Genomic DNA, 12559 nt, shown 5'->3' on the forward strand with positions numbered 1-12559 from the left:
TTGGCCCAATCATGCTTGTACTAGCCGTCGACACCGCGACACCCGCCGTCACAGCGGGACTGGTGGACTTGGAGCAGGGCGCCGACGCGGCGAATCCCGTCCGGGTACGCACCGTCGCATCCCGGGTGCGGGTCGACCCCCGCGCCCATGCCGAGGTACTCACTCCGCAGATCCTCGAATGCCTCACCGAGGCAGGTCGTTCCAGGACCGAGATCGACGCGCTCGTGGTCGGGGTCGGTCCGGGTCCGTTCACCGGCCTGCGCGTCGGCATGGCCACCGCGGCCGCGTTCGGCGACGCGCTCGGGATACCGGTGTACGGCGCGTGCAGCCTCGACGCGATCGCAGCCGACGCCGCTGTCGACCCCGCGGTGCCGCCCCCCGTCGAGCTCCCGCCCGAAGCCGAACTGCTCGTGGTGACCGATGCCCGGCGGCGCGAGGTGTATTGGGCGCGGTACCGGGAGGGCGCGCGCGTGGCCGGACCCGAGGTGTGCAAGCCCTCCGACTTGGACGCGGGCGAGGCCACGGCGATCGCCGGATCCGCTTCGCACGTCGACTTCTTCGATCTGCCCGTGCTCCCCGCCGAGACGCCCTCGCCCGCCGGGTTGGTCCGCGTCGTCGCCGCCGAGGTGCTGTCTCGCAGCGTGCCGGAGCCGCTGGTTCCGCTGTACTTGCGCAGGCCGGACGCGGTCGAGAACGCCTACCGCCGACTCGACCGGACGGGGGCGTGAAGCCGGTGACTTTCCGAATCGCGCCGATGGTGGCCGCCGACATCACGCGCTGCGTCGAGCTGGAGCAATTGCTTTTTCCGGAGGACGACCCGTGGGCCGCCGTGGCGTTCCAGTCCGAGCTGGCCGGGCGGCACAACCGCTACATCACCGCGCGCGACGACGACGGGCGAATGGTCGGCTACGCGGGTATCGCCCTGCTGGGTGATGCCGAACACCCCGAGGCCGAGGTCCACACCATCGGCGTCGACCCCGGCTGCCACCGCACAGGTGTCGGCACGCTCCTGCTGGAGGCGCTGCTCGCCGAGGCGGACCGGCGCGGTGGACCGGTGTTCCTGGAGGTCCGCACCGACAACGCGCCGGCGATCGCGCTGTACGCCAAGCACGGGTTCCACATCATCGGGTTGCGCAAGAACTACTACCACCCCAGTGGCGCGGACGCGTACACGATGCGTCGCCCCGCGCTGACCAGCGGGGAGCGCTGGCGCACACGGGACGAGGTGTTGTCGTGATCGTCATGGGCATCGAAAGCTCCTGCGACGAAACCGGAGTCGGCATCGTCCGCAGGCACCCCGACGGCACCTGCGTACTGCTCGCCGACGAGGTCGCTTCCAGCGTCGACCAGCACGCGCGCTTCGGCGGCGTCGTCCCCGAGATCGCCTCGCGCGCGCATCTCGAGGCGATCGTGCCCGCGATGCGCCGCGCGCTGTCGGCCGCGGGCATCGCGAAACCGGACGCGTTGGCGGTGACCATCGGCCCGGGCTTGGCCGGTGCGCTGCTGGTCGGTGTCGCCGCGGCGAAAGCGTATGCGGCGGCGTGGGATGTGCCCTTCTACGCGCTCAACCATCTCGGCGGGCACGTCGCGGTGGACACTCTGGAGCACGGGCCGATGCCGCCGTGCGTCGCGCTGCTGGTGTCGGGCGGGCACACGCATCTGCTGCACGTCACGGATCTGGCCGAGCCGATCGTCGAGCTGGGCAGCACCGTCGACGACGCGGCGGGCGAGGCGTTCGACAAGGTGGCGCGGCTGCTCGGGTTGGGCTTTCCCGGCGGTCCGGCGCTGGATGCCGCCGCGACGGCCGGTGATCCGCGCGCTATCGCCTTCCCTCGCGGCATGACCGGGCCGCGCGACCCGCGCTACGACTTCTCCTTCTCGGGTCTCAAGACCGCGGTCGCCCGTTACGTGGAGGCGGCCCAGCGCGACGGCGTCGCCGCGGAGGATCTGCCCATCCCCGATATCGCGGCGTCTTTCCAGGAGTCGGTCGCGGATGTGCTCACGATGAAGGCGGTTCGCGCGGCCCAGGATGTCGGCGTCGGCACGCTGGTGCTCGGCGGCGGCGCGACCGCCAACTCGCGGATCCGCTCGATGGCCGAGGAACGCTGCGCCGCGGCCGGTTTGACCTTGCGGGTGCCCAAGCCTCGGCTGTGCACGGACAACGGGGTGATGATCGCCGCGCTCGGCGCGCATGTCATCGCTGGTGGCGCGGCTGCTTCGCCGCTGACGGTCGCCACCGATCCGGGTCTGCCGGTGTCGGTCAGTATGGTTCGCTGACCGGCTCGGATTCAGCGCACGAAGCGGCGGCGGCCGCACCGGGTTTCTTTCCGGTGAGATCGCCGCGAAGGGCCGTCGTGCGGCCGGATCAGTTCGGTGCGAGCAGTCCGGGATGCGACGCCGACCCCGAATTCCCCCGGAGGAGCGGCAGGCTCGACCGCGCGGGCGCCTGGGTGGGCGTCGGGCTCGTGCCGGGCGCCGGAGCGGTCGGCGCCGCCGGGTACCACGTCCGGCTCGATGGCGATTCGGGCGAACCGTTCGGTGCCGCATTCGGATTCCCGAACAGGGGGCCGAGCAGTTCGGGGAACGGAATCGGCGGAAGGTTCGGATCCGGGCGCAGCGTGGGCTGCGTGGGTGTGATCACCTGCGTGGACGACGGACCGCCGGTCGTGCTCTGCGGTCCGCGTTCCGTGGTCGTCGGTGCGATGCTGGTGTTGTCCGGCGTGCGGTTGTGCGGCGTGGCGGCAGCCGTGGTCGCGGGCGGCGCCGATGTCGGGTTGGGCAGTTGCGACGCGCTGCTCGTGGTCCCCGCGGGAGAGACCTCGTCATCCGAGGTCGGCGCGAACGTCTTGACCCCGTAGCCGACGATCAGTCCGACGACCACGATCGCACCGGCGAGCGTGCCGAACACCTTGGTTACCGTCCCCGCGGGCGCGTCGCCGCCGAGCCCGGCGACCGGGAACACCGACGGCTGCATCGAATCGGCGACCAGCGCCGCGCCTTTGGCGGTCACCGCCTCGGGATCCGGCACGGTGAACACGGGGATGTCCAGGGCGGCGGTGAGCGTATCGAGCACCGCGGGGATGTTGGCGCCGCCGCCGATGACCGTGACCGCCTGCGGCTGCCTGGGCGCCCGGGCGAACGACATCGTGACGAACCGCGCCAGGTCGCGCAGCAGGTCGGCGATCAACTCTTCGAAGTCGGCCCTGGTCAGCTTCAGCGGACGACCGGCGACGTGGTCGATGGTGACCGCGGGCGCGATGGACAGGTGCTCCTTGGCCGCGCGGCCCCGGTTGGTGAGCATGCCGCGGTTCGGGCGGGTACCGCGCCGGGCGAAGTGCAGGTCCACCAGATGGTGGTAGATGAGATCGTCGATCGCCTTGCCGCTGACGGTCGCGGTGCGATCGGAACGGAGCAGGGAGCCGTCGGCGCGGTCGGCGACGGTGACGCCGAGCCCGGAGGCGCCGAGATCGACGATGGCGACCGTGTCGTAGCGGTCCAGCAGGCCGGTGTGCCGCAGGTAGGTCAGCGCGGCGGTGCCCTCCGGGATCAGCCGCAGGTCGCGCTGTTTTCCGGTGGCCGAGCGGATGATCTGGGCCTGCTCCTTGGTGCGGTAGGCGACCGCGACGCTGGTGGGCGGGTGACCCGTCGCCGGCTCGAAGTCGCGTGGCCCGCCCGCGAAACGGCCGCCGACCGGGCGGATGATCTCGCGTGGCGGCTGCGTGGTCGGCAGCTGGGTCGTCATCAGCTCGATCGAGGACGACACCAGGTCACCGAGATCGGAATGAGCCGCGTCGGCGGACACGACGCGGTAATCGAAGCTCTGCGTGCCGTTCGGTGCGGTGGAGACCAACGCCGAGCACACGACCTCTGCCCCGGCCGAGATGCCGAGGGATGTTCGCATGTTCACCTCCCTTCGAGCGGATGGTCATGGTGTCGCCGACCATCTCGAATGGACTGCCGGACCGCCGTATGGATGACGCGCGACCCGGACCGGGAAACGAACCGGCCCCTCGTCCGGGTGGGTCGCGGGGACCGGCCATGGATCACGTGTGTCTTGCTCTCTGGTGAAGCTGGTGGTGCAACGATCGTGCTGCGGCGCTGCGGGTTCGGCGACGCTGTGGTACCTCTGTGCCGCCTGGCCGCCGCTCGGAGGAGCGACGAACCGGCGGCCGGACCGCAACCGTCGTCAATAGTGTCACAATCCGTTATCCGAACGTTACTGTTTTCCCGAACTTATAGCCAAGCTCGCAGTGTCGCCGGGCGCGCCGCGCAAAGTTGGCACCGCCCAGCCTTGAGCGCTGGCACTCTCATGTATAGAGTGCTAGTCGGCACTGTGTGTAGTGCTTGTGCCAGCAGCTTGACCACTGGGCAGGGGTCCCGGCACCCGCGACGACGGGGCTATGCGCAGGGTCAGCATCGTGACCAACCGACGAGTTCGGAGCGACGAGTTCCGGACGACCGAATCCCCTGAAAGTGGAGGGCTCAACGTGGCGAGCGTGAACATCAAGCCGCTCGAGGACAAGATCCTCGTCCAGGCCAACGAGGCCGAGACGACGACGGCCTCCGGCCTGGTCATCCCTGACACGGCGAAGGAGAAGCCGCAGGAGGGCACCGTTGTCGCCGTCGGTCCCGGCCGGTGGGACGACGAGGGCGAGAAGCGCATCCCGCTGGATGTCCAGGAGGGTGACACCGTCATCTACAGCAAGTACGGCGGCACCGAGATCAAGTACCAGGGCGAGGAGTACCTCATCCTGTCGGCGCGCGACGTGCTGGCCGTCGTCACCAAGTAGCCGATCAGGCACGCATGCGTTCCGCCCCGGTGTCTTTCGTGACCCGGGGCGGAGTGCGTTCGGCGCCGACACCACGGCACTGAAACACGCGGTGCGAGCGACGGGCCCTGAGGCGGCAGCCTGCGTGACGACGGGACCCGGGAGCGCCGCAATCCACTACAGGAGCGAATCCCCATGGCAAAGCAGATCGAGTTCGACGAGAAGGCTCGCCGGGCTCTGGAACGCGGCGTCGACAAGCTCGCCGACGCCGTGAAGGTCACCCTGGGCCCGCGCGGACGGCACGTCGTACTCGCGAAGTCCTTCGGCGGCCCGACCGTCACCAACGACGGCGTCACCATCGCGCGCGACATCGAGCTGGAAGACCCGTTCGAGAACCTCGGCGCGCAGCTGGTCAAGAGCGTCGCCACCAAGACCAACGACGTCGCGGGCGACGGCACCACCACCGCCACCGTGCTGGCCCAGGCGCTGGTCCGCGCCGGGCTGAAGAACGTTGCGGCCGGGGCGAACCCGATCGTGGTCGGCTCCGGCATCGCCAAGGCCGCCGACGCGGTCTCCGAGGCGCTGCTCGCGCTGGCCACCCCGGTCTCCGGCGAGCAGGCCATCGCGCAGGTCGCGACCGTGTCCTCGCGGGACGAGGAGATCGGCGAGATGGTCGGCAAGGCGCTGACCACCGTCGGCAAGGACGGCGTCGTCACCGTCGAGGAGTCCTCGACGCTGCAGACCGAACTCGTCGTCACCGAGGGCGTGCAGTTCGACAAGGGCTACCTGTCGCCCTACTTCGTCACCGACCCCGACAGCCAGCAGGCCATCCTGGAGGACGTGTTCGTCCTGCTGCACCGCGAGAAGATCAGCTCGCTGCCGGACTTCCTGCCGCTGCTGGAGAAGATCGCCGAAAGCGGCAAGCCCGTCCTGATCATCGCCGAGGACGTCGAAGGCGAGGCGCTGTCGACCCTGGTGGTCAACGCCATCCGCAAGACGATCAAGGCCGTCGCGGTCAAGGCGCCGTTCTTCGGCGACCGCCGCAAGGCGTTCCTCGACGACTTGGCCGTGGTCACCGGCGGCACCGTGGTGAACCCCGATCTGGGCATCACCCTGCGCGAGGCAGGCCTCGACGTGCTCGGCAAGGTGCGCCGCGTCGTCGTCACCAAGGACGACACCACGATCATCGATGGCGCCGGTTCCGCGGCGGACGTGGAGGCGCGCGTCGCGCAGCTGCGCCGCGAGATCGAGGCCACCGATTCCGACTGGGATCGCGAGAAGCTGGAGGAGCGGCTGGCCAAGCTGGCAGGCGGCGTCGCGGTGATCAAGGTCGGCGCGGCCACCGAGACCGCGCTCAAGGAGCGCAAGTACCGCGTCGAGGACGCGGTGAGCGCCGCCAAGGCCGCCGTGGAAGAGGGCATCGTGCCCGGTGGCGGCACCGCGCTGGTGCAGGCGAGCAGCAAGCTCGTCGAGCTGCGCGATTCGCTGTCCGGTGACGAGGCCGTCGGCGTCGAGGTGGTCCGCACCGCGCTGCGTGCGCCGCTGTACTGGATCGCCACCAACGCGGGCCTGGACGGCGCCGTGGTGGTCAGCAAGGTCGCCGAGGGCAAGGACGGCTTCAACGCCGCCACGCTCACCTACGGCGACCTGCTCACCGACGGCGTCGTCGACCCCGTGAAGGTGACCCGTTCGGCCGTCGTCAACGCGGCGTCGGTCGCGCGCATGGTGCTCACCACCGAGAGCGCCGTGGTGGACAAGCCCGCCGAGGAGCAGAACGACCACGGCCACCACGGCCACGCGCACTGAACCCGGTTTTCTCGGGACAACGCACGGACAAGGCCCCCGAACCACGCGGTTCGGGGGCCTTGCCGTACGCGGCCTCGACTACCGGTTGGACCGAGAGAGTTCCGAATCGCCTGTCTGCCGCGGGATCGGAGGGAGGCCGCAGGAAGCTCAGGACCGCTGGGGTCGGTACGCGCGGGGCGGGAATGCCTGGCGGGACGCCGGATTCAGCTGGCGACCGGTGGCTGCTCGGCGGCGATGGCCGCGAGTAGGCGAGCACGCAGCGACGGCGGCGGAGTGGCCGCCGTGGCTGTGGCGAGAACGGCGAGCGCTTCTTTCGTGTCTCTGACTTCCTGGATGAACTCCGCGCGTAGCACGGGGTCCTCGCTGTCGAACAGCTCCTGCACTTCCTGATGGTCTTCGTCGTCGATCGATCCGAGCGCGACGGTGTGCGCGAGATCGATACGGCGTTCGTTCATCTCACGTCACCCCCAAACTTTTCTTCAGTCGTGTCAATCCGTCCCGAATCCGGGACTTAACCGTAGGTAACCCTACGTCGAGGTAGGTAGCTACCTCCGCATAGGTGCGTCCGCCGTAGTAGGCGAGCGAGATGGCTTCCCGCTGGGTTTCGGTGAGTGTGGCCAGACCGGCCAGGACGGCCTGTTGTTCGAGCCTGCGCTCGACCTCTTCGGTGACCTCGTCGAATTCGTTGCCGAGCACCCGGATCCCGTACGCGACCTCGCGCTGGGTGTGGGCTTGCTCGGCGCGGACCCGGTCCACGGCGCGCCGGTGGGCGAGCGTCATCAACCAGGTGACCGCGGAACCTTTCGCCGGGTCGAAACTCGATGCCATACGCCAGACCTGCAGATAGACCTCTTGCGTGGTCTCCTCCGCGTAGCCCGGATCGTGCAGAACGCGCAAAACCAAACCGAAGACGCGCGCACACGTCCGGTCGTACAACTCGGCGAATGCTTCCTGGTCGGCTCGACCGCATCGATGCAAAAGCGCGGCGAGCTCGATACTTTCGGCTGCGCGTGCCGTAACCGCAGAATCCACCGTGGGTGGGAAGGCTGCTCTTCGGAACGAGTCGCCCTCTGCGGCCGACGGCCGCGTTGTCACAACGCTCCATTCTGTGTCATCGGTCACTACCGTAGCGCGCCGCTATGACCTCCCTTCGGGTGGGGTGGCCACAAGGCTCGTCGTGGACCGGCGCCGCGTTGCGGAAAGCGCCGATACGCCGGACATCTCGGGAGCGACACGCCGTGACACGCCGAACCGTCGCACCGTGCCGGAACGCCGGGTGCACGGCCTCCGGCCTCGCTCGGCGGCCGGCCGATCGATGGTGACGATCGGAACCCACGCGCCGACCTTCGGCGCGGAACCGGTCACCGTGTCATGTGAGCGGCTCGGCCGAAGCATGTTGCAGTGGCCCGTTGTTTGCTAGGAATTCGACGCCCGGCGGCGTGCGGATGGGAGGGGATTGATTCAGACGGCCATGCGGCGGCGGCTGCGCCGCGCGTGCATCTCGCGCTCGGTCTCCGACATGCCGCCCCAGATGCCGTAGGGCTCGCTGACTTTCAGCGCGTGCGCGCGGCACTGCATGAGCACCGGGCAGGTGCGGCAGATCTCCTTGGCGCGCATCTCACGGGCCGTGCGGGCCCGGCCACGCTCACCATCGGGATGGAAGAACACCGCGGAATCCTGCCCGCGGCACGATCCTCGCATCTGCCAATCCCAGACATCGGCGTTGGGTCCCGGGAGGTGGGTCGGCATGGGCATGGTGAACTCCTCGTGGTGCGAGCTCGTCAGCGTTGTCGAGCAGTTGTTCTGCAACAGTTGTGGGCCACGACGCCGTGTCGGCGGGGGTACCCGGGGGGCTCGCCCTTCGTGGTCGCTGCAATTTCGCGCGGCGCCGTCCGTGGCGATGAGCTACGTTAGGTCCAGCCGCGAAATTCCGTCAATAGTTCGGCGCAGCACTTTTCCAAATCTCGCGCTGCCAAATTTAACCTCCGAACTGTTTACTTTTCGTGCTGGTTCCGGCGATACTGTTCGGTTGGCCGGAGGCCCGTGGCTGCCGCATGTGCCGCAACTGATCCAATTTCCGCTGGTAGAGGCGATTTCATGGTCGTAGCGCCGACGCGACGCCGATCTCGTGCCGATGATGTCGGTCACTGCCGCGGCCGAGGGGGTTCGTGGGGTGTGGATCCGAAGATGGCGGTAACGGGGCGGGCAGGTTAATTACGCGAAACACGCATGAATTCCCGGCGTGGCCGCTCGGCGATAGCCAGGACGAGATTTACCTAATGGCAACATCCGCTCGGCGACGGAAATCCCGAGTGTCGCCGGTCGGCCGTCGCTCACCTTCCTCGCCGGAGCCCGGGTGCCGCACGGGATAGAGTGCGCCCGTGTTCGCGCCCGCTCCGCTCGGAGATCCTCACCTCGCGGTCCTCGCCGAGGCCGCCTTCGGCGCCGCTCCGGGTCGCGCCGCCGCCGACCTTCCGTCCGCGTCGGACGCACTCGGCCGGTGGTATCGCGCTGTGGTTCTCGGCGGCCAGGGCCGTTATGCGGCGGCGCGCGCCGAATTGCGAAGGGTATGCAACCACAGCAACGACCCCGTACTCCTCTCACTGGCGGGAAGTACCGAGGGTTCTTTTCTTCGGCAGCTCGGCTGGCATGAGCGCGCCGCGGCGTTCGACGGGCGGGCGGCCGCGTTGATCCTCACCGCCGGCGCCGGAGCGGAGCCGGACAGCGCCGAGGAGTTCGGCGGCTACCGTCCCAGCCGCGCCGACGCGATCTGCGACGCGCTCACCGGACTCGCCGCCGACGCGCTCGGAACCGGGCGCCTCGCGCTGGCCGACCGCTTGCTGCGGCGCAGCGCGTCGGCGGCACAGCAGTATCGGGCCGGTTGGCGTCCCGCGATCCGCTTGCGCTGGGTGTCCGCGGAAACGGCGCTGGCGGCAGGCGATTTCGAGGTGGCGGCGGCGCACGCGGCGGCCGCGCTGGAGCTGGCCGAGCGATCCCCGTCGGTGCGCCACCGGGTCAAGTCACGCTTGCTGGTCGCCGCCGCCGACGTGGCGCTCGACGCGCGGGGAAGATCGGGCGTCTCGGCCGAGGATGTCGCCGAGCAGTGCCGCGAGCACGGCCTGCTGCCGTTGCGCTGGGCTTGTGCCATGCTCCGCACCGGATCGGGCGCGCGGGACGCGGCGGCGGAGGCGGCCGAATGTGCCGCGGCCATCGCCCGCTCCGGCGGCGTGTTGCGCCCCATGGCGGGGTGGTAGGTGATCACGGAGTCCACCGTGTTGACCAGTTCCGGCCAACGGGTCGCTATTGTTAGATCCGTTCCGCCCCTTCGGTGGAAGCATTGGTCGTCACCTGACCATGCCACTTTGTAACGCCGGGAATATCTCTGACGATGACGCACACGGGCGAAGAGTTGGACCTCGCCGTCGCTGCCGCTGCGCAGGGCGACAGATCCGCTTTAGCTCAGGTACTGGAGATGATCCGCCCGCTGGTGGTGCGCTACTGCCGCGCGCGGATCGGAGCCGCGGAGCGTGGGCAGCTCTCCGCGGACGACGTTGCGCAGGAGGTTTGCCTGGCTGTGATGACAGCCTTGCCCAGGTATCAAGACCAGGGCAGGCCCTTCATGGCCTTTGTTTACGGAATCGCTTCGCACAAGGTCGCCGACGCGCATCGCAACGCCGCCCGTAACAAGGCGGAGGCGATGGCCGAAGTACCAGATGTCATATCCACCGACCAGGGACCGGAACAACGAGCTCTCGAGTCCGAGACGAGCAGGCAGATGAACCGTCTGCTCGCGACGCTTCCCGAGAAGCATCGAGAGATCTTGATCCTGCGCTTGGTCATGGGTTTGTCAGCGGAAGAAACCGCGGTCGCCGTGGGCAGTACGGCGGGCGCGGTACGGGTCGCCCAACACAGGGCACTCGCGAAACTCAAGTCACAAGTGGCGAGGGCAGGTGAAATGTATGGCTAGGGATGGCGAGCGCGGTCGGGGTGACTGGAAGGCGCGGCTTGGATCGCGGAACAGCGGTCCCTACGCCGAGGCGTCCGGTGACACCGGCCCGGTCGACATCGCCGCGGTACGCCGCGACGATGCTCTGATCGATGCCATCGCCAGCGATGGTCCGGTGCACACCGACAGCGCCGAGGAGTATCAGCTCGCGACGTTGCTCGCGGACTGGCGAGCGGAGTTGATCGCGCCTCCGATGCCGGCCGAGCCGGACCTGGACGCGATCGTGGCCGCGGTCAACCAGGAGATCGGCGCGCGGCAGGTTCGCATCGGGGCGCACGGCGGCGGCGGGCGACTGCGGCTACTACGTCCGATCATGGGCACGGCGGCCGCGCTGGCCCTGGTCATCGGCGGCATGACGGCGTTCTCGTACAACGCCGAGCCGGGCGATCCGCTGTGGCGGGTCAAAGAGGTCGTGTTCAGCGAACAGGCCCAGACGACCGTGGTCCAGCGGGCGGGCGACGACCTGAACGAGGCTTCCACGCTGGTCACTCAGAACCCGACGCAGGCCAAGGTGCGCCTGGAGCGGGCCAAGGAGAATGCCGCGCAGGTCAGCGATCCGGACAAGCGCGCCGAGCTGATGACCGAGTGGGAACAGTTGCTCGCGAAGCTGCGCGAGGTCAATCCGGAGTTGGCCGATCAGCTGGGTGCGACGGTGCCCAAGACCACCGACCCGCGTGCCACCCCGGGCAACGCGACCACGAAGCCCAGCCCGACGCCAGGTAGCGGGACCTCGACGATCGTGCAGCAGCCCGGTCAGCCGACGAACAAGCCTTCGCCCTCGGCCGACGCCACCGCGCCCAATGGTGGTGGAACGTCGAACAGCGGCGGAACGACGAACGGCGGTGGCGCGCCGACCACGGTGCCGCCGGTGACGACACCGCCGCCCGTGACCACCCAGCCGCCGGCCACCGTGGAACCGACGGCTCCGCAGGAGCCGCCGGTCACCGAGGTCAAGCCGCCTGCGGGCGGACCTACGGGAGACACCGGTAATCCGACGGCGCCGCAGCAGCAGCCGCCGACAGCTCCGGCGCCGGGCAACACCAATACCCACAACAGCAACAATCAGCCGCCGCCGACGTTCAGCGTCCCCGGCATCCCCAACCCGGGCTCGTTCGTGCCGCCCGGCCGCTGACAGAAGAAAACGGTCCAGGCAAGAACCGATCGCCAGCCAGGCGGTCGGCTTTTTGTCTTTCGGGGAGAAGTCGGTCTAGCCAACGGCTGACCATAGGGTGGTAACTCATGGGCGTGTCCGCCCGCGACGGAACCTCGCGGTGCGTCTGCCGAAGTAATCGTGTGCGTCGAAAATCACAGCGGCAAAGGCGAGGTACGCGAGCCTCGAAAGGCCCGCGTGCGGTTCGATCGAGCCCGAATCAGCCGTCGAATCCGTCGAACCCGTCGCCGTGGAAGGCCTCGTTCATCGACGCGTCCGCGTAGCCCCGGCAGTAGTCCCAGGTGACGTACGCTTCCGGCGTCGGGTCGTAGGCGGGCTCGTGCGGGCGGACCGTGCCGTCGACCAGCAACTGAAGCAAGTTGGCGCGCAACATGTCCCAGTCGTGGTAGTGGTCCTGCCTACAGTCTTCGCAGCTGACCACGAGTCCGCGGATGCCGCGGTGGGCCAGCAGCGCCTCGTACACCGCGAGGTCGGCGAGATCCTCCTCGACCGCAAGGCGCTCGTGGGGATCCAGCGGTTCGCCGGGCTCGATGGCATCGAGCGCGGCGGACGGGTCGGAGGGGTCTCCGGCGAACGGATCCGGCGGCAAGCCAGGTGGTAGATGGTCACGCACATCCCCACGGTACGCAGAACAGGGTGGTCTGCGCCAGCTATGCGGCCTGCCAGTTTCGGTGGTGGGCTCACTTCGTCGGCGAGTTCACCGGACAGATACGATGGAGCACAGGCTACGGCGGGTCCCGATCGCACCGCCGCCGAACCACGTCCATCCCATCAGCCGTCACGGCGCCGGTGACACCGGCGCCGGTC

Annotated in this window: 13 protein-coding genes; 8 read left to right on the forward strand and 5 right to left on the reverse strand. The window is 69.0% G+C overall.

Annotated features, from left to right (window positions below):
• Positions 1-11 precede the first annotated feature (11 nt).
• From tsaB to tsaD, 3 genes are read left to right on the forward strand one after another with little or no spacing between them, the layout of a single operon-like run.
• Positions 12-728 (forward strand): tRNA (adenosine(37)-N6)-threonylcarbamoyltransferase complex dimerization subunit type 1 TsaB, encoded by a 717-nt coding sequence (tsaB, locus tag ACWESM_RS15790; protein ID WP_452492302.1) that lies wholly within the window; start codon positions 12-14, stop codon positions 726-728.
• A gap of 5 nt (positions 729-733) precedes the next feature.
• Positions 734-1237 (forward strand): ribosomal protein S18-alanine N-acetyltransferase, encoded by a 504-nt coding sequence (gene rimI, locus ACWESM_RS15795; RefSeq protein WP_355076292.1) that lies wholly within the window; start codon positions 734-736, stop codon positions 1235-1237.
• The gene (tsaD, locus tag ACWESM_RS15800; RefSeq protein ID WP_355076294.1) at positions 1234-2277 is read left to right on the forward strand and encodes a tRNA (adenosine(37)-N6)-threonylcarbamoyltransferase complex transferase subunit TsaD; all 1044 of its coding nucleotides are present in this window, start codon (positions 1234-1236) and stop codon (positions 2275-2277) included. Before rimI ends, tsaD begins: the two co-directional genes overlap by 4 nt.
• A gap of 88 nt (positions 2278-2365) precedes the next feature.
• Here tsaD and ACWESM_RS15805 read toward each other — a convergent pair whose 3' ends face one another.
• Positions 2366-3901, reverse strand: a complete 1536-nt coding sequence (locus tag ACWESM_RS15805; RefSeq protein WP_364430977.1) for an Hsp70 family protein — start codon at positions 3899-3901, stop codon at positions 2366-2368.
• Between the two features lie 586 nt (positions 3902-4487).
• Here ACWESM_RS15805 and groES point away from each other — a divergent pair.
• Together groES and groL are read left to right on the forward strand one after the other, a co-directional pair.
• Complete coding sequence (groES, locus tag ACWESM_RS15810) at positions 4488-4790, forward strand: co-chaperone GroES (RefSeq protein WP_028479292.1); 303 nt, start codon at positions 4488-4490, stop codon at positions 4788-4790.
• A 174-nt stretch (positions 4791-4964) separates the two neighbouring features.
• Complete coding sequence (groL, locus tag ACWESM_RS15815; RefSeq protein WP_356964710.1) at positions 4965-6575, forward strand: chaperonin GroEL; 1611 nt, start codon at positions 4965-4967, stop codon at positions 6573-6575.
• 203 nt (positions 6576-6778) lie between these two features.
• Here groL and ACWESM_RS15820 read toward each other — a convergent pair whose 3' ends face one another.
• The 3 genes from ACWESM_RS15820 to ACWESM_RS15830 all read right to left on the reverse strand — a co-directional run bounded on the left by ACWESM_RS15820 (position 6779) and on the right by ACWESM_RS15830 (position 8330).
• Positions 6779-7030: an RskA family anti-sigma factor gene (locus tag ACWESM_RS15820; protein WP_355076299.1), complete on the reverse strand. Its 252-nt coding sequence runs from the start codon at positions 7028-7030 to the stop codon at positions 6779-6781.
• Between the two features lies 1 nt (position 7031).
• Complete coding sequence (locus ACWESM_RS15825; protein ID WP_355076300.1) at positions 7032-7607, reverse strand: sigma-70 family RNA polymerase sigma factor; 576 nt, start codon at positions 7605-7607, stop codon at positions 7032-7034.
• 429 nt (positions 7608-8036) lie between these two features.
• On the reverse strand, positions 8037-8330 hold the full coding sequence (locus ACWESM_RS15830) for a WhiB family transcriptional regulator (protein WP_355076302.1): 294 nt from the start codon (positions 8328-8330) through the stop codon (positions 8037-8039).
• Between the two features lie 626 nt (positions 8331-8956).
• Between ACWESM_RS15830 and ACWESM_RS15835 the strand changes: the two genes are divergently transcribed.
• From ACWESM_RS15835 to ACWESM_RS15845, 3 genes are all read left to right on the forward strand, one after another.
• Positions 8957-9829 (forward strand): hypothetical protein, encoded by an 873-nt coding sequence (locus ACWESM_RS15835; protein ID WP_364430985.1) that lies wholly within the window; start codon positions 8957-8959, stop codon positions 9827-9829.
• Between the two features lie 134 nt (positions 9830-9963).
• Positions 9964-10542, forward strand: coding sequence for a sigma-70 family RNA polymerase sigma factor (locus tag ACWESM_RS15840; RefSeq protein ID WP_039795737.1), 579 nt, complete (start codon positions 9964-9966; stop codon positions 10540-10542).
• On the forward strand, positions 10535-11713 hold the full coding sequence (locus ACWESM_RS15845; protein ID WP_355076306.1) for an anti-sigma-D factor RsdA: 1179 nt from the start codon (positions 10535-10537) through the stop codon (positions 11711-11713). Before ACWESM_RS15840 ends, ACWESM_RS15845 begins: the two co-directional genes overlap by 8 nt.
• Before the next feature lie 238 nt (positions 11714-11951).
• Here the strand turns inward: ACWESM_RS15845 and ACWESM_RS15850 are convergent, their stop codons facing one another.
• Complete coding sequence (locus tag ACWESM_RS15850; RefSeq protein WP_039795739.1) at positions 11952-12365, reverse strand: DUF5319 domain-containing protein; 414 nt, start codon at positions 12363-12365, stop codon at positions 11952-11954.
• Positions 12366-12559 lie beyond the last annotated feature (194 nt).

The organism is Nocardia sp. NPDC003999 (assembly GCF_053604885.1).